Raw genomic sequence first — 16,878 nt, 5'->3', positions numbered from 1 at the left:
TGCCCGGCGACCCACTCCGGTCGCCGGGAATGCTCCACCCCCCGCACTCAACTGCGTTCCCCCACAACATTTTCCGCCGCGCTTACGCCGACGGCACCACCCCCTGATCGGGCTCACAACCGAATATCCGGTGGTGCGGGGATGATTCGCCGCCGCACCACCGAATACTTCAGCACTCAGCCCGGCACCTTGTCCAGGAATCCGTGCACCCGTTCGATCTTCCCGCCGGAGATGGTGATCACATCGAATCCGATGACGATCGGTTCGTCACCCCCGGGCGCGTTCAGCGTCCAGGTGAATCGGGCGATGTCGTGGTGGCCGTCCACCGCGCCGAGTCCGAATTCGAGTCCGGCGAACTGTTCCTGGGCTCCGGCCACCATCTCCGCGACGGCCTCGGTGCCGACCAGCGATACCAGCGGATCGGTGAAAATCACGCCGGGGGTGTACAACTCGTCGATCAGCGCCAGGCGCTTATCGGTGTCCTTCTCGTTCCAGCTGTCGATGTACCGCTGTGCAATGTTCTCGTATTCGCTCATGTACCAAGCATGTTGGCTGAGCTGCGCGGAAGCGATTACGCGTGAGGTAAAACCTTTCGCGGGCGCAGCCGCACCACCACGGTGCCGCGCTCGAGGGCCGCGCGCAGTTCCTTGCGATTGACCCGCCCGATCGGATCGAGGCTGATCTTCGCGAACTTCCCGTGCGTCGGGTTCTGCTCGAGGATGATCCCGTAGCACTCGGCCGCGGCTTCCTCGTCCCTGATCACCTCCCAGTCGGCCTCGACGACCTGGCGGCGCACCGTGATCCGCACCGGCTCGCCGGAGCGCAGATTGCGATGCCAGCGCGCGGCGGTGCCGATCAGGATCTCCCCCTCGAACCGGGCATAGCCGACGGGATTCTCGTAGACGTGCCCGGTCTTGCGACCGATCACGGTGACGATCAGCAGTTTCGAACTGACCATGCCATGCAGCGGCGAGCGCAGCAAGCGGCGCATGAACGCGTCCCCCGTGCGCTGTACGCGCGATCCGACGGCGGGCTGGACGCTGGTGGCGGGGCTGGACATCGGAGCGCGTGACCCGCCCGCGCGGCCGTCCCCGCACCGGCGTCCGCGAGGCCGTCATCGCCTGCGCCCAGCAGACCCTCACCGAATCCGGGGTGGCCCGCCTGTCCACCAAGGAGATCGCCAAACGCGCGGGCGTCGCCGAATCCAGCATCTTCTATCACTTCGGCGACCGAATGGGCTTGCTACAGGCCGTGATTCAACATCAGCTGCGCCCGTTCAAAGATCTCCTCACCGACCGATCCGATACCGCCGCAACCGATCTCCACGCAGACTTGGTCGCCCTGCTGTCCACCCTGGAGGACTTCTTCACCGCCGCCATCCCGGTCATGGCCGCCGTCGAATCCGACGCCGACCTGCGCGCGGTCTACCGCGAGCGCAGCCGCGATCTCGATCTCGGACCGCACAAAGCCGTCGAAGCCATTGCCGCCCAACTCATCCGGCACACCGCCCCCGGCACCGACCCGCGCCCGGCGGCCCTACTGCTCGTCGGCGCGGCCCATCAGCGCGCCCTGCAACACCGCCTCAGTCCACCGGACGCCCACTCGAACCTCCCCGCACCCGCCGCCATCGCCGACGCGGTAGCCCGGATCCTGGAACCTCACACGTCGAAGTAGAGGTCGAATTCGTAGGGGTGGGGGCGGACGTTGATTGCGGCGATTTCACTATCGCGTTTGATGCGGATCCAGGTTTCGATGAGGTCCTCGGTGAAAACGCCGCCCTGGGTGAGGTATTCGTGGTCGGCTTCGAGGCGGTCGATGACCGCGGCGAGGCTGGCGGGAGTTTGAACGACTTCCGCGGATTCCTCGGGGGTGAGTTCGTAGAGGTCCTTGTCCACGGGTAGCGCGGGTTCGGTTTTATTGGCTATGCCGTCGAGTCCGGCCATCATCATGGCGGCGAAGGCGAGATAGGGGTTGCCGGAGGAGTCGGGGCAGCGGAATTCCAGGCGTTTGGCGGCGGCACTGGTTCCGGTGACCGGAATACGCACGGCGGCAGAGCGATTGCGCTGGCTGTACACCAGATTCACGGGTGCCTCGTAACCGGGCACCAGGCGCTTGTACGAATTCACCGTGGGATTGGTCCAGGCCAGCAGCGACGGTGCGTGATGCAGCAGGCCGCCGATGTAATGCCGGGCCAGATCCGAGAGTCCCGCATAGCCAGCCTCATCGTAGAAGAGCGGGGTGCCGTCCTTCCAAAGGGACTGGTGCACATGCATTCCCGAACCATTGTCACCGAAGAGCGGTTTCGGCATGAAGGTGACGGTCTTGCCGTGCTGCCACGCGGTGTTCTTGATGATGTACTTGTACAGCTGGAGATCGTCGGCGGCGGCGAGCAGGGTATTGAAGCGGTAATTGATCTCGGCCTGTCCGGCGGTGCCGACCTCGTGATGCCCCTTCTCCAGATCGAATCCGGCGCGCATCAGGTTGGTGCACATCTGATCTCGCAGGTCGACGTCGGCGTCGTAGGGCGCGACCGGGAAGTATCCGCCCTTGGGGCGCACCTTGTAGCCGCGGTTCAGCGAGCCGTCCGGATTGTGTTTCGCACCGCTGTTCCAGCCGCCCGAGATCGAATCCACCTCGTAGAAGGCGCCATTCATCGTGGTCGCGTAGCGCACCGAATCGAAAATGTAGAACTCCGCCTCGGGCCCGAAGTACGCGGTATCGGCGATTCCGGTGCTGCGCAGGTAATCCTGAGCCTTACGCGCCACATTGCGCGGATCGCGACTGTACGCCTGCCGCGTATGCGGATCGTGCACGAAACAGTTGATATTGAGCGTTTTCGCGCTCCGGAACGAATCCAGTCGCGCGGTGGCCAGATCCGGTAGCAAGAGCATGTCGGATTCGTGGATGGCCTGGAAGCCGCGCACCGACGAACCGTCGAACGCGATGCCCTCCTCGATCAGATCGGGCCCGAACATCGTTGCGGGAATGGAGAAATGCTGTTGTACGCCGGGCACATCGCAGAAGCGGATATCGATGTATTCGACGGCTTCGGCGGTGATGAAGTCCTGTACTCCGTGTGCGGTGGGGGTGATCACTGCGGGCTCCTAGTACAGCCGCACCGCTACCCGATCGGACGGCCCGGTCTGGGTCCGGCGGTCCTACGGCTGTAAAAACCATACGTCGCACGCCGGGCGGCCATTCCATTCCCGCACGCCCGGGCCACATTTTGTTCACATGCACAACTCGCGCGCCGCTTGTCTTCTTGATTGCCACTGGTATCGACCCGCCTTTGTGCGGTGTGCTGGATGGCAACCCGAGGGCCGAGGCGCTCTCGTCGACGTGATCCAGAGGTAGGTTCGTGAGTTCATCAACGGTGACGACAGTGCGGCCGCGCACGCTGTGTGAGGCGTTCCAGGCCAATGTCGCGGCCAATCCGGAGGCGGTCGCGCTGCGCACGCTCGGCGGGGCCGTTGCCATCACCTGGCGCGAGTACGGCGAGCGAGTGCGCGGAATCGCCGCGGGGCTCGCGGGATTGGGCATCGGCCCCGGCGACACGGTCGCGATCATGCTGACCAATCGCCCGGAGTTCCATCTCTGCGATACCGCGATCCTGCACACCGGCGCGACGCCGTTCTCGGTGTACAACACCAATCCGGTGGATCTGCTGGCCTATCAGTTCGGCAATGCGGGCAATCGGGCCGTCATCTGCGAGCGCCAGTTCGCACCGCAGATCCTGGCCGCGGTGGAGAAGGCCGCGGCACAGGGCAATACGGTCGAATACGTGATCTGCGTGGACGAGGCGCCGGACGGCACCCTGGCGCTGTCCGCGGTCGAGGCCGCCCCGGCCGTCGATTTCGATTTCGAGAAGTCCTGGCGCGCGGTCGATCCGGAGAATCTGTTGACCATCGTCTACACCTCCGGCACCACCGGACCGCCCAAGGGCGTCGAGCTCACGCACACCAACTTCCTCGAAAACGCGCGCGTGGTGGACGAATTCGGTGGCGGCGGCCCCGAGGACAAGGTGGTCTCGTACCTGCCCGACGCGCATGCCGCCAATCGCTGGTTCGCGCACTATCTGGCCATGATCAGCGGCGGCGAGATCACCACCTGCCCCGATCTCAAGCAGGTCGCCGAGGCCCTGGCCGAGGTGCATCCGTCGGTGTTCCTGGGCGTGCCCCGGGTGTGGGTGAAAGTCAAAGCGGCACTGGAGGAGCGCTTCGCCGCCGAGCCGAGCGCGGTGCGCCGGGCCCTGGTGGACTGGGCGATCCGCACCGGCCGGGCGCGCGCCCGCGCGATCTCGGACGGCCGCTCGCCGAGCCCGCTGGCGACGTTGCAGTACCGACTGGCCGATCGCCTGGTGCTGGCCACCATTCGAGAACGCCTGGGGCTGGACAAGGTTCGCGTCGCGGTCACCGGTTCCGCGCCGATTCCCCCCGACACCCACGAGTTCTTCCTGGGCCTGGGTCTGCCGTTGTGTGAGGGGTACGGCATGACCGAGTGCACGGCGGGAGCGACCGTGGGCCGCCCGGAACGCATCAAGATCGGCACCGTCGGCACGGCACTGCCCGGGGCCGAGGTCAAGATCGCCGAGGACGGTGAGGTGCTGGTGCGGGGGCGCATGGTCATGCGCGGCTACCGCAACGCACCCGATAAGACCGCCGAGACCATCGACGCGGACGGCTGGCTGCACACCGGCGATATCGGCGAACTCGACAGCGAGGGCTTCCTCAAGATCGTCGATCGCAAGAAGGAACTCATCATCAACGCGGCGGGCAAGAATATGTCGCCGACCAATATCGAGAACACCGTCACCGAGAACACCCCGCTGGCGGGCGCGGTCGCGGTGATCGGCGAGGCCCGCTCCTACAACACCGCCCTGATCTGCCTGGATCCGGATCTGGCCGCCGCCTTCGCCGAGCGGCACCAGCTAACCGACCGTAGTATCGCGGCCATGGCTCAGGATCCGGTCGTCCGCAAGGCGCTGCAGGAGGGTGTCGACGCGGCGAATGCCAAGCTCTCCCGGGTGGAGCAGATCAAGAAGTTCGCGGTGCTGCCGGATGTGTGGCTCCCGGGCAGCGAATGCCTCACGGCGACCGGAAAGCTGAGGCGCAAACCGATAGCTACCGCCTATGCGGCTACTATCGACTCGCTGTACGCGTAGTAGGAGAGTCATGCAAGCGCGAATCCGGGACCGGGCGCTGGAAGAGCTGTATCGGCGCGCGGTCGCGGCGCGGGAGGTCTTCCCCGCCGCGCTGCCGCCGTATCGAACGCTGCCGCAACCGTTGGTGGCCAGCGGTTTCGAACGCGGCACCAAGCTCAATGTGGATCTGTTCTTCGAATTCCTGCGCACCGGTATCACCCCGTGCGAGCAGGACACCCGCGAGGTGGTGGAGATCGCGCTGGGCCGGGTCCGCGACGGCGAACCGCTCGAAGAAGTGCTCGGCCGCTATCGGATCGGCGCGGAATTCATCTGGTCGCATCTGCTCGCCGCCGTCGAAGGCCCGGAGCGCGAACTGCTCACCGAGGCCGCGCTGCCGCTGCTGCACTACATCACCACCCTGACCGCGCGCATCGCCACCGCGTGCGTGCATCGGGCGCACGATCCGCGGTGGGAGCTGCTGGAGCGCCGGCGCGCCATCGCCGATGCCCTGCTCACCGGGCGCGATCTCATCGAATGGGCCGATGAGCCCGCCATCGCGGTGCCGGACGCCTTCCTGATCGCGGTCTTTCGCCTGAGCTCGGCCCGCATCGCCGACACCGGTGATCTGCGCCATCGCATCGAGGCGATTCCCGGGGTCTTCCTGCGCCTGGACAGCGGCGGCTGGACCGCACTGCTGCCGCTGCATCCCGGCGATGACGGCTCCGCGACCATCGCGGCGCTCACCGCTCGCCTGCTGCCCGCGCACGAGCCCCCGCGCGGTCCGCACCGCGTGGCGCACCCCGATCAGCCCGCACTCGCGAACGCGAATCATGCCGTGCCGCAAGCCGATTCGCCCACACGCGCCGCGCCGTTCTGGGTCGGGGTCACGGTGGCCGCCACCCGCGAGGCGGTTCCGGAGCTCTACGCCGAGGCGCGCATGCTCGCCGAATTGGGCCGCTGCCTGGACCGCCCGCAAACCCTGTGCCGCCGTAGCGATCTCATGTTCGAGTACACGGTCGCGGCGGGCGGTTCGGCCCGCGTGGGCCTGGCCGCGGTGCTACTCCCCCTCGATCCGCAGCCCCTGCTCGCGGAAACCCTGGAGGTCTTCGTCGACAGCGGATTCAATCAGCTGGCCACCGCGCGCCTGCTGAATATCCACCGCAATACGGTCACCTACCGACTGGCCCGCATTCACGAATTGACCGGTCTGGATCCGCACCGGCCCACCGATGCCATGACCCTGTCCGCCGCCCGGATCGCGCGCCGCCTCGAATCCGCCGCCTTCGCCCCGTAACTCACGCCTCGATCTTGGTCGAGTGCACAATCGCACGGGGTGGAGTCTTGGGGATTGGCGGTGTCCGAGGGTGGGGACTGTGCGGTGTGCTGAATCCCGACGACGAGGTCACCGGGCGGGATGGGCCGCCGATATGGCCTCCTGACCATCCGCAGAGGTAGATCGTTGAGTAGTAGGTCCCGGTGGCCGCGTTGCCGCCGACTCGTTCCCCTGGCCGTGGCGGGCTTCTCCGCGTTCGCCGTGACCGTTTCCAGCAGCACCTTCGCGGGAGCGGTGCCCACGAGCGGGCCGGTGCCGAACGCCCCGGTGAATTTCGGACTGCCCGCCGGATATGAGCCGACGCCCGCCCGATACGGCGTGAGTTATGAACTGGGACATGTGGTTCCGCTGTCCGACGGCACGCAGTTGCAGGCCGAGGTGCGATATCCGACCGATCCGGCGACCGGGCAGCGCGCCGCCGGGGATTTCCCGGTGGTGGTCAACTTCACCACCTACGGCGCGGTCACCAGCGCACTGACCGCGGCACTGACCAGCGTCATCGACGAATTGCACATCACGCTGCCGGATCAGATCAAAGATGTTCGGCGCGTGATCAATCAGGCCACCAGCGCCCAGGACATGCTGGTGCGGCACGGCTATATCGAGGTGATCGCGGATGTGCGCGGCACCGGTGGGTCGACCGGTGCGTGGAATCCGGCGTCGCGGCAGGACGGCATAGACGGGGTGCAGCTGGTGGATTGGGCGGCCGAGCTGCCCGGTTCCAATGGCAAGGTCGGCATGTACGGGTATTCGTTCCCGGCGCTGAGCGCGCTGCGCACCGCCGAGGCGGTCGGCCCGGACTCACCGCTGAAAGCCATTGTGCCCATGGCGATGCCGAACAATATCTTCAACGAGGTGCTCGGCCACGACGGCATGATGAGCCCGATTCTGCTCACCGCGATCTCGCTCATGGTGCCGTACCTGAGCCTGATGGGACCGTTCCTGACCGCGGTGGTGTCACCGCAGACCTTCGTGAAATCGCTGGTGGACCATCTCCAGGCGCTGGTCTCCTCGGACAGCACCATCAAACTGCTGTTGGAGGCGTACGCGGGCGGGCCGCTCGCCTATGACACCTCATGGTGGCAGGAGCGCCGGTTCGAGACCGATCTGCACAATCTCATCGACAACGGCATCGCCATGTATCAGGTGGGCGGGCTCTGGGACCTCTATCAGGAGGGGCCGTTCCGCAATTACTCCCAGCTACAGAATCTTTCGGCCGGACGCGATCAGTTCGCACCCATGGCGGGCGATCAGCGGGCCGACGGGCGGTACCAATTGCTCATGGGGCCTTGGTATCACGTGGGCCTGGGCGTCGGGCCGGGCTCGCGGCTGGACACCGATATGATCACCCTGGCCTGGTTCGACCGCTGGCTCAAGGACATTCCGAACGGGGTCGAGAACACCGATAAGCCGCTGCACGTCATCGATCCGGGCAACAATGCCGCCGATGCCGCCCGCTATCCGTTCGATCAGACGACCGTGGTGCGGCGCTATTTCGACGCCGGTCGGCTGACCGAGCAGCCGCCCGCCGGCGCCGACGGGGCGGATCGGATCGACTACTCCGGTATCGACAATCTGTGCAATCGACAGAGTCTGGGCCAGTACACCGCGGGCCTGCTGGACTTCGTCTTCCGCGTCTTCACCGCCTACAACCCGTGCACCGAGAAGGTGCTCGAACCCACGGCGGGACTGAAATACACGGCCGATCCGGTGACCGAGCCGACCGTGCTGGCCGGACCGTCGAGTGTGAGCCTGTACGCGTCCTCCACCGGCACCGATGCCGCTTTCCAGGTGTGGCTCGACGATGTGGCCCCGGACGGTTCGGCCGTGAACATCACCGGCGGTTCGCAATTGGCGAGTCAGCGCACGCTCAACGAGGACAAGACCTGGCGCGCGCCGGACGGCACCGTGTACGCGCCCGAACATGTGCTGCTCCAGGAGAATCAGCGGCTGCTCACCCCGGGTGAGGTGGTGCAGGTCGATATCAAGCTGCGGCCCACGTTCTATCGCCTCGAGCCCGGGCATGCGCTGCGGCTGCGCATTTCGACGGGTACATTCCCCTCGACCATGCCGATTCCGACGGATCTGCCGCGTTTGCTCGGAACGTCTCAGCAGGTGCAGCGAAATTCGGTGTGGCCGTCGAGTCTGGCGTTGCCACTCGCGCCCGCGGGGTCGCTCACGCACTGAGCCCCGAGGGGTCCCAAGCCACCGGCCCGGGGGGCCGGGGAAGGGTGGTACGGCTGGTCGCCGCCGCCGTACCACCCTGCAACACCCCGCTCACGCGCATTGACAGCGCTGCCGCCGCCCGCCAAGCTGGAGTCGAATCACCTGTCTGAGACAGAGGAGGCGGCAGTGGCGCTGCAAACCCGGACCGTGACCAATGGCGAGATCGATATCGCCGTGTACGAACAGGGCGTGCCCGACGGGGCGACCATCGTGCTGGTGCACGGCTGGCCCGACTCACATCGACTGTGGGATAACGTCCTTCCGCATCTCATCGACCGATTCCGGGTGGTCACCTATGATTCGCGCGGGCACGGGCGCAGTACGAATCCCAAGGACCACAGGGCTTTCCGGATATCGGAACTGGCCACGGACTTCTTCGCGGTGATCGACGCGGTCAGCCCGGACGCGCCCGTGCACGTACTCGCCCACGACTGGGGGTCGGTGACCGTATGGGACGCGGTGTGCGAACCCGGCGCGGACGCACGCATCGCCTCGTTCACCTCGGTGTCCGGGCCGAACCTCGATCACGCGGGGCATTGGGCGCGCGGCCGCTTCACCCGGCCGACGCCCGGGAACCTCGCCGCTCCCCTGGCCCAATTGGCCTCGATCGCCTATCAATTCGCGTTCATGGCGCCGGTGACCCCGGCACTGGTGCGGCTGGGTCTGCGGGACCGGGTGTTCCGCGCGGGGCTGCGGCTGGCGCAGGGCACGCCCGCCGAACAGGTCACCCTCGGTGACACCTTCACCGCGGACGCCGCCAACGGGCTACCGATATATCGCGCCAATCTCGTTGTGGCGAAGTTGTTCTCGGCGCGGGAACGGCGCACCACGGTACCGGTCCAGCTCATTGTCGCCCGATTCGATCCGGCGGTGCGCCCGGCGGTCTTCGACGACGAGGACCGGTGGACCGACCGGCTGTGGCGGCGGGATCTGAAAGCCGGTCACTGGGTGCCGTATTCGCATCCGAGCGTGCTCGCGCGGGCCACCATCCAGCTCATCGACGCCGTCTCCGGTGCCGAGCCCGCGCGGGAATTGCGACGCGCCGAAGTGGGTCGCACCCGGCAGCCGTTCGAGGATCAACTCGTCGTGGTCACCGGTGCGGGTTCGGGTATCGGCCGGGAGACCGCGCTCGCCTTCGCCCGCCTCGGGGCCGAGGTGGTGGTCTCCGATATCGATGCCGACGCCGCCAAGGACACCGCCGCGCTGATCGCCGAATTCGACGGCGTCGCTTACCCTTACGCCCTCGATGTCGCGAATGAGGCCGCGGTGCGGGCGCACGCCGACGAGATCGCGTCGGTGCACGGCGTCCCCGATGTGCTGGTGAACAATGCCGGTGTCGGCCAGGCCGCGCCGTTCCTGCGCACGCCCAGCGAGAGTTTCAAACGGGTGCTGGATATCAACCTGTTCGGCGTCGTACACGGCTCGCGGGCCTTCGGCCACCTGATGGCCGAGCGCGGGCTCGGCGGCCATATCGTGAATGTCTCCAGCATGGCCGCCTATACCCCGCAGCAGGGCTTCAGCGCGTACTCCACCAGCAAGTCGGCGGTATTCACCTTCTCGGACTGCCTGCGCGCCGAGCTGGCGAAGGACGGTATCGGCGTCAGCACCATCTGCCCGGGCATCGTGCACACCAATATCGTTCGCACCACCGAGTTCTCGGCGGTCTCCGCCGATCAGCAGGACGCCCGGCAGCGCCTGTTCGACACCCTGTACCGGCTGCGCAGCTATCCGCCCGCCAAGGTGGCGAAGGCGATTGTCCGTGCCGTACAACGCAATAGCGCGGTCGTCCCCGTCACCCCGGAAGCGTGGGCCGCCTACTACGGCACCCGATTGACCCCGCCCAGCCTGATGCGCTTCGGCATGGCCCGCGCCAGCCTGACGCGATAGCGAGTGCGGTGCGGCGGATCAGTGACCGCCGCACCGGTATTCGCGTCCAGCACCAGCGTTTCGCCGGGCCGGGCGCGGGACACACAGATCAGCATGTCCCCTTGGGCGCGCTGGGCGGCATTGAGCACGGTGTCACGATGTTCGACGTTCCCGGCCAGTACCCGCACCTTGCACGTGCCACAGAAGCCCTGCCGACACGAATACGGCACCGCCGGATCGGCCTCGGCCAGCACCGCGAGCACCGTCCGATCAGCCGGAATCTCGAAAACCCGCCCGCGCCTGCCCCATTGCACCGTGAACGGCCGCCCGTCGACGATCGGCGGCGGCGCGAACCGCTCATGATGCAGTTCCACCCCGGGCGCATGCGCCACCCGCGCGGCGACCACGTCCAGCAGCCCGGGCGGCCCGCACACATACACCGCGAGCCCGGGCTCCACGGTAGGCACCAGCGCCTCCGCCGTCGGCAGCCCGTCCTCATCATCGGTGCGCACGGTGACTCTGCCGCCGTAACAGGCGATTTCATCGAGGAACGGCAACGCGTCCCGATGGCGGCCGGTGTACACCAGCGACCAATCCGCACCCGCCCGATCGGCCGCACGCATCATCCCCAACATCGGCGTGATCCCGATTCCACCCGCTATGAACCGAATTCGGCGGGCCGGGGTCGGCAGTCCGCCGGGCGAGAGCGAGACGCCCGGCGGTCCGGACGAACCATGGCCTGCCAGGGTCAGCGGGAACGCGTTGCGCGGGCCGTGGATCCCGACTCGCGCACCGGGTCGCAGGCCGTGCAGTTCGATCGAGCCACTGCCATTCGGTATGCGCCGCACCGCGATTCGATAGTGGAACGGGTCATCCGGATCGCCGCACAGTGAGTACTGCCGCATGCGGCCGGACGGCAGTACGACATCCAGGTGCGCGCCGGGACTCCAGGCTCGCAGTGCCGCGCCGCGCGGGTGGGCGAAGACCAGGCTCACCACCTCCTCGTCGGCGGCCACGACTTCGCGGTCCACCAGCGTCAGTTCCCTGGGCAGCGTGGCGCGTGGCGGCGCGGGTGCGTCGGGTGAGAGCCAGGCCAGCACCCGCGCGCCGGGACCGATGAGCCGGTCCGCCACCATCAGCAGCGGGTCGCGGCGCAGTGGGGCCCAGAAGGCGGGTGGCACACCGCGCGTGCGCATTTCGGCTATGCGGCCTTCGACGGATCGCGGTTCGGGGGTTCCGGTCATGAGGCGTGTGCCAGCTTGGCCGCCGGAGACTTGGCCAGGTAGGCGACGGCCTGCGCGGTATCGCCGGTATCGGCCGGATCGTAGTCGGCGCGCACGAAGGAGGCGAAGCCGCGGCCGATCAATCCCCAGCGGGGCAGCACCCCGCGCCGTATCCCACTGCCGATCTCGCGGAATACCTTGACCGGCCCCATATTTCGCATGGTCGGGTCCTGTCGCACCAGCCACCAGGCGATGGCGATCAATCCCACCGGCAGCCCGACGCTGGTGCCCAGATAGAACGTGACCAGGCGCGGGCGCTTGGCCCCGAAGTAGCGTGCGACGTCGTAGGCGACGCTGCGGTGTTCCACCTCCTCCGCGCCGTGCCAGCGGAACAGATCGGTGAGCGCCGGATCAGCGCCCAGACCCTCGAAGTCCTGATTGAGGATCCAGTCGCCGCCGAGCGCGGTGAAGTGTTCCACCCCGGCGATGAGCGCCAGCATTTGCGTGACGACCCGGTGCCGCAGCTGTTCGGGCAGCGTGTCCAGGCGGGCGATGGCCCGGTCGAAGAGGTATTCAGCCTCGGTCAGGATGGGTTCGGGATCGATATCGTGGCGCTGCAGGAACTCCCAGACCGCCTGGTTGTGCGATTCGGCGTGGACGGCCTCCTGCCCCATGAACCCGACCATCTGCTCGCGCAGTTCGGCGTCCGCGACATAGGGCAGTGCCCGCCGGAACATCTCGACGAAACCGCGCTCACCCAGCGGCAGAATCAGGTTCAGGCCCGAGATGGCGTGTGAGGCAACGGGTTCGCCCGGTATCCAGTGCAGTGGCGAGCGGGAGAAATCGAACCGCACCGCACGCGGCCGCAGTGCGACCGCACCGATCTTCTCGTTCATCGTGATCACTCCTGTGCCCGATCGCGCGAACCGCCCCATTGCCGTCCGGGCAGACCGGTCCGTTAATTGTCCCAGACAATCACATGATTGGCTCCCGCCGCATCCGAAATCGTCACCCGGAATAACCCATTCCGACCTCAACCGGTCAAATCCACGGTTGTCCGGCCTACCCCTGGAGATCGACCGCATGACACACTGAGACACCCGATCTTGGGAGGTCCTCGATGCTCGAACCGCGCCAGGGTGGTCTCCGGCGACTCCGTCGTCGCACCGAACCGGAGACGACCGGTCAGCCGCCGACCCGCGCCGCCGTCCGAAATACCAAGATCGTCGCACTGCCCGTGGCCTACGCGGCCCGGCGCGCGAGCGGACTCGGGCGACGCGCGCTCGGCGCGCCCAAACGCGAGGTCGAGATCGATATCCAGGCCCGCACCGCCCAGCACATGTTCGAGGTACTGGGTGAGCTCAAGGGCTGCGCGGCCAAATTCGGGCAGGTGCTGGCCCTCTACGAAATGGCCTTGCCGCCGGAATTGGGCGCACCCTACAGCGAGGCACTGAGCCGCCTACAGGACTCCGCCCCCGCCATGCTGCCCGGCGCGGTGACCCAGGCCATGGCCGACAATATGGGTCCCGACTGGCGAGATCAGTTCTCCGACTTCACTCTTCGCGCCTGCGCGGCCGCCTCGGTGGGACAGGTGCATCGCGCTGTCTGGCACGATGGCCGCCCCGTCGCGGTCAAGCTCATGTATCCGGGAGCGCGCGAATCGGTGCAGTCCGATCTGCGGCAGATTCGCCAGCTCGCGCCGCTGGCAACGGTTTTCGTGCCCGGAGCCGATACCAAGGCGCTGGCCGAGGCATTCTCGGACTGCATCAGCGAGGAGCTCGACTACGCCAAAGAGGCTGACACACAGCGGATCTTCGCCGAAGCCTATGCCGACGACCCGGATTTCGTGGTGCCGCGCGTGGTGCATCAGCAGGGGGATGTGCTGGTCACCGAATGGCTGGACGGTATTCCGCTGACCCGCGTCATCGCCTCGGGCGCCCAGCAGGAGAAGGATCGCATCGGCCTGCTGGTCCTGCGTTTCGTCACCTCCTGCGTGGGCCGGACCGGACTCATCTACTCCGATCCGCATCCCGGCAATTTCCGGGTGCTGCGCGATGGACGGCTGGGCGTGGTGGATTTCGGTGCGTGCCCGCCGATTCCGGAGGGATTTCAGCAGGTCGTCGCCGATATCGCCGATGCGGCGTTCAACGGCCGGAACTCCCATGTCGAGATGGCGCTGCGCACGCACGGTTTCGTCGCGCCCGGCCGGGAGCTCGATATCGTGGCGCTGCGGACGCTGGCCGAGCCGATTCGGGAGATGTTCTTCCCGCATACCGTGCGACTGACCACCAAGTGGTTGCGCGGACAGGTCCGCCGGACCATCGAGCCGAGCCTGTCGAATGTGGGCAGGCAGTTGACCGCGCCGCCCGCGTACACCCCGATCGGCCGCACCATTCTGGCGACCGTCGGCGTACTGGCTCAGCTCGGGGCCGAGGGGCCGCTGCGCGATGAATTGTTCGCGGCGCTGCCCGGTCTGCGCTCCGCGATGGAACGGTTCAATCTCGGTGAGGGGATGGCCGTGCGGTCGCTGCGTCCGGTCACAGATGCATCCAGTTCGGCCACACCTGTGCCCACGATCTCTTGAGTCCGGTGCACTTCCAGATCGTCACGTTCTGGGTATTGCCCGGGAAACCGATCCGGGTGTCGACCTTGCCGACCGGATCGACGTGTTCGAACTGGTAGCGCAGCACCGCCTCGTAACCGCCGACGGCGATGACCGCGGTGGCGTCGTCGGGTGGCGCGCCGAAGTAGCCGAAGCCGCGACTCGGGCTGTAGATGGGCGGTAGCCGGTCGCGCCCGAGTTCATCCAAAGCGCTTGCCTGCCAATAGGTATCGGCGAGGATCGCGGCCTTGGCGCGTTCCTGCGGGGTGAGGCCGTCGTAGACCCGTTCGACCTCGTCGGTGAGTTCATGCCAGCCGAAGGATCCGTACACGCCGATATTGATGGCCGCTTCGGCGTCATCGGCGGGCGGGTGCACCGCGTCGGCGGATCGCCACGGCGTGGAGTACAGCACGAACCCCGCGGCGCCCACGGTCAGTACGGTCATCACGGCGATGAGCGCGCGACGGGTCTCGACGCGCATGCGTTCGGCGGTGGTGACCACGCCGACCGCGCCCGCCGCGATCAGCACGGCGTACATTCCGGCCGCGTAGTAGATGCGGCCGCCGGTGATCAGGAACGCCAGGTACAGCAGAATCAGGATCACGCCCAGAAATCGGTAGGGCCGCAACGATTCCCAGACCAGCAGCACCCACACCCCGAATACCAGCAGCACCGCGCCGAGGAATCCGGCCAGGCTCACCGACATGGGCACGAACATGAGCCGCCCGCCCAGGATGTCCTGTTCATTGCCGATGACCCGGCCCATCTCCAATTGCGGCCAATCGTGGTGTGCCTGCCACAGCAGTTCGGGCACCGTCAGCGCCACCACGATCGCGCCGCCCAGCCACAGCAGCGGCCGCCGGACCAGATCGCGCGGTCCGAAGACCAGGCTGCTCGCGGCGGCGGCCAGCCAGAAGAACGGGATCAGCCATTTCACCTGCATGTCCACGGCGGTGACCAGGGCCGCGGCCAGCAGCAGACGGTCATCGCGGGTGCGCACCCAGCGCACCACCAGCCAGGTGATGATCACCCACAGCGCGGTGTCGACGGTATTGGTGGTGAGCATGGTGCCCTGCAACAGCAGGAACGGTGAGGTCGCGTACCCCGCGGCGGCCAGCGCCTGCGCCCAGCGGCCGCCGCCGAATTCGCGAGCGAGCAAGGCGCACAATACGATCGCGGTCACCGTCAATGCCACCGCGGGCAGCCGCAGCACGAAGTAGGAGCCCGGCGCGATGGTGTCCATCAAGCGCGCCAGCAGCGGCAGCACCGGTCCCTGATCCGCGTAGCCGAAGGAGGGCCGTCGCCCGGCGGCCAGGAAATACAGCTCGTCACCGAAGTACCCGTAACGGGTCTCGGAGAGCAGCAACACCACAGCAGCCGGTATCGCGACCGCCGCGATCGCCTTCCACGCGACAGCCGGTCGATCCGGTTCGAGCCGGTGCCGACCGGGGGAGTTCGGCTGGGACGGACTATTCACCACCTCGGTCAACAGCATGCTCCTGCCCGGTGAAGTACTGCTCGACCTGATGACAATGAGACATCAGCAAATCTACAGCTTCACATCGGTCGGGCGCGGGCACGACAGCATCGAGTGCGCCGAACCAGCCGCCACCGAGCGCGATCGGATCGCGCGGGCTACTCCGCCCGTCGAGCCCGCACGTAATACTCCACCGACCGGGTCTCGTCCTCTCCGACGAATTCGATTGCGCCCCAGACGCTACGGCCCGACACCCCCTCCGAGCCCTGGATCTCCCCCGATATGGCTACTGTGCTCCGCATACCGCCGCCGATTCCGGCGGCACGAAAGGGGACACCGCCATGCCGGAGATGATCGCGGTATACGACGCCGCAGGCCGCGAGATCGGCGCCGAGGATCGCGCCGTCGTCTATACCGAAGGCCTCTGGCACGCCAGCGCCGGCGTCCTGGTCCGCTCCCTGGACGGCACCCGCGTCTACGTGCACCGCCGCACGGACACCAAATCCGTCTTCGCCGGCATGCACGACTGCCTCGCGGGCGGTGTGCTGGACCCCGGCGAATCCCCCGGCGACGCCGCGGTCCGCGAACTCTCCGAGGAACTGGGCATCCACCTGTCCCCCACCGACCCCCGCCCCATCCCCCTGATCACCTCATCCTGGGACGGCGAATGGGCCGGTTCCCCCATGCGCTGCCACCTCTTCGCCTACGAAATCCGCTCCGACGGCCCCTTCACCCACCAACCCACCGAGGTGGCCGACGCCTGGTGGTGGACCGACGCCGAACTCCGCACCCACCTGTCCGACCCCACCTGGCCCTTCGTCCCCGACACCCGAACCCTCATCCCGCATCTCCTGCACTGAGCGGCCCGGTCCGGAAATGAGGACGGCCCCTTTCGAATCCCGCGCGATTCGAAAGGGGCCGTTCGCGTTTCCGCGAGCTACTGGCCGGTGCTACCGGTGAACAGACCCTGGAGGGTCTTGATCAGTACCTGGGCCAGGAAATCCGAGGCGG

The 16,878-nt window shown here is 67.1% G+C and carries 13 protein-coding genes; 7 read left to right on the top strand and 6 right to left on the bottom strand.

The genetic code is table 11. The annotated features are described in order from the left end of the window. Positions 1-176: 176 nt before the first annotated feature. Together ACFVUS_RS03335 and ACFVUS_RS03330 are read right to left on the bottom strand one after the other, a co-directional pair. The gene (locus tag ACFVUS_RS03335) at positions 177-536 is read right to left on the bottom strand and encodes a nuclear transport factor 2 family protein (RefSeq protein WP_387761552.1); all 360 of its coding nucleotides are present in this window, start codon (positions 534-536) and stop codon (positions 177-179) included. Positions 537-571: 35 nt separating this feature from the next. Next, the gene (locus ACFVUS_RS03330; protein ID WP_387761551.1) at positions 572-1,060 is read right to left on the bottom strand and encodes a nitroreductase/quinone reductase family protein; all 489 of its coding nucleotides are present in this window, start codon (positions 1,058-1,060) and stop codon (positions 572-574) included. An 8-nt stretch (positions 1,061-1,068) separates the two neighbouring features. On the opposite strand from ACFVUS_RS03330, the gene ACFVUS_RS03325 reads away from it, so the two are divergent. Further along, the gene (locus ACFVUS_RS03325) at positions 1,069-1,674 is read left to right on the top strand and encodes a TetR/AcrR family transcriptional regulator (RefSeq protein ID WP_387761550.1); all 606 of its coding nucleotides are present in this window, start codon (positions 1,069-1,071) and stop codon (positions 1,672-1,674) included. On the opposite strand, the gene glnA is transcribed toward ACFVUS_RS03325, so the two are convergent. After that, positions 1,659-3,095, bottom strand: a complete 1,437-nt coding sequence (gene glnA, locus ACFVUS_RS03320; RefSeq protein WP_387761549.1) for a type I glutamate--ammonia ligase — start codon at positions 3,093-3,095, stop codon at positions 1,659-1,661. The two genes, ACFVUS_RS03325 and glnA, sit on opposite strands and share 16 nt — an antisense overlap. 263 nt (positions 3,096-3,358) lie before the next feature. Here glnA and ACFVUS_RS03315 point away from each other — a divergent pair, with 263 nt between their 5' ends. The 4 genes from ACFVUS_RS03315 to ACFVUS_RS03300 all read left to right on the top strand — a co-directional run bounded on the left by ACFVUS_RS03315 (position 3,359) and on the right by ACFVUS_RS03300 (position 10,586). Further along, positions 3,359-5,161, top strand: coding sequence for an AMP-dependent synthetase/ligase (locus tag ACFVUS_RS03315; RefSeq protein ID WP_387761548.1), 1,803 nt, complete (start codon positions 3,359-3,361; stop codon positions 5,159-5,161). Positions 5,162-5,171: 10 nt separating this feature from the next. Next, positions 5,172-6,434: a PucR family transcriptional regulator gene (locus ACFVUS_RS03310; RefSeq protein ID WP_387761547.1), complete on the top strand. Its 1,263-nt coding sequence runs from the start codon at positions 5,172-5,174 to the stop codon at positions 6,432-6,434. 240 nt (positions 6,435-6,674) lie between these two features. Next, positions 6,675-8,660 (top strand): CocE/NonD family hydrolase, encoded by a 1,986-nt coding sequence (locus ACFVUS_RS03305; protein WP_387761546.1) that lies wholly within the window; start codon positions 6,675-6,677, stop codon positions 8,658-8,660. Between the two features lie 165 nt (positions 8,661-8,825). Further along, positions 8,826-10,586, top strand: a complete 1,761-nt coding sequence (locus ACFVUS_RS03300) for an SDR family oxidoreductase (protein ID WP_387761545.1) — start codon at positions 8,826-8,828, stop codon at positions 10,584-10,586. On the opposite strand, the gene ACFVUS_RS03295 is transcribed toward ACFVUS_RS03300, so the two are convergent. Together ACFVUS_RS03295 and ACFVUS_RS03290 are read right to left on the bottom strand one after the other, a co-directional pair. After that, a complete protein-coding gene (locus ACFVUS_RS03295) occupies positions 10,517-11,701 on the bottom strand; it encodes a PDR/VanB family oxidoreductase (protein ID WP_387765377.1) in 1,185 nt (394 codons plus the stop codon). The genes ACFVUS_RS03300 and ACFVUS_RS03295 overlap by 70 nt on opposite strands. A gap of 104 nt (positions 11,702-11,805) precedes the next feature. Beyond that, positions 11,806-12,723: a metal-dependent hydrolase gene (locus ACFVUS_RS03290; protein WP_387761544.1), complete on the bottom strand. Its 918-nt coding sequence runs from the start codon at positions 12,721-12,723 to the stop codon at positions 11,806-11,808. A gap of 185 nt (positions 12,724-12,908) precedes the next feature. On the opposite strand from ACFVUS_RS03290, the gene ACFVUS_RS03285 reads away from it, so the two are divergent. Then, complete coding sequence (locus ACFVUS_RS03285; RefSeq protein ID WP_387761543.1) at positions 12,909-14,372, top strand: ABC1 kinase family protein; 1,464 nt, start codon at positions 12,909-12,911, stop codon at positions 14,370-14,372. Here ACFVUS_RS03285 and ACFVUS_RS03280 read toward each other — a convergent pair. After that, complete coding sequence (locus tag ACFVUS_RS03280) at positions 14,326-15,870, bottom strand: glycosyltransferase family 39 protein (protein ID WP_387765376.1); 1,545 nt, start codon at positions 15,868-15,870, stop codon at positions 14,326-14,328. The two genes, ACFVUS_RS03285 and ACFVUS_RS03280, sit on opposite strands and share 47 nt — an antisense overlap. 338 nt (positions 15,871-16,208) lie before the next feature. On the opposite strand from ACFVUS_RS03280, the gene ACFVUS_RS03275 reads away from it, so the two are divergent. Then, a complete protein-coding gene (locus tag ACFVUS_RS03275) occupies positions 16,209-16,727 on the top strand; it encodes an NUDIX domain-containing protein (protein ID WP_387761542.1) in 519 nt (172 codons plus the stop codon). Positions 16,728-16,878 lie beyond the last annotated feature (151 nt).

It is taken from the genome of Nocardia sp. NPDC058058, assembly GCF_042885355.1.
In the GTDB taxonomy this organism is placed as follows: Bacteria; Actinomycetota; Actinomycetes; order Mycobacteriales; family Mycobacteriaceae; genus Nocardia.
Note: the sequence above shows the minus strand (reverse complement) of the source record. Positions and strands in the feature narration are given on the sequence as shown.

Excerpts from the sequence above, each read along its gene's own strand:
- ACFVUS_RS03295 (WP_387765377.1), bottom strand. The coding sequence starts at position 11,701 with ATGGTGGCGGACCGGCTCATCGGTCCCGGCGCGCGGGTGCTGGCCTGG.
- ACFVUS_RS03330 (WP_387761551.1), bottom strand. The coding sequence starts at position 1,060 with ATGTCCAGCCCCGCCACCAGCGTCCAGCCCGCCGTCGGATCGCGCGTA.
- ACFVUS_RS03290 (WP_387761544.1), bottom strand. The coding sequence starts at position 12,723 with ATGGGGCGGTTCGCGCGATCGGGCACAGGAGTGATCACGATGAACGAG.
- ACFVUS_RS03335 (WP_387761552.1), bottom strand. The coding sequence starts at position 536 with ATGAGCGAATACGAGAACATTGCACAGCGGTACATCGACAGCTGGAAC.
- ACFVUS_RS03310 (WP_387761547.1), top strand. The coding sequence starts at position 5,172 with ATGCAAGCGCGAATCCGGGACCGGGCGCTGGAAGAGCTGTATCGGCGC.
- ACFVUS_RS03275 (WP_387761542.1), top strand. The coding sequence starts at position 16,209 with ATGCCGGAGATGATCGCGGTATACGACGCCGCAGGCCGCGAGATCGGC.
- ACFVUS_RS03285 (WP_387761543.1), top strand. The coding sequence starts at position 12,909 with ATGCTCGAACCGCGCCAGGGTGGTCTCCGGCGACTCCGTCGTCGCACC.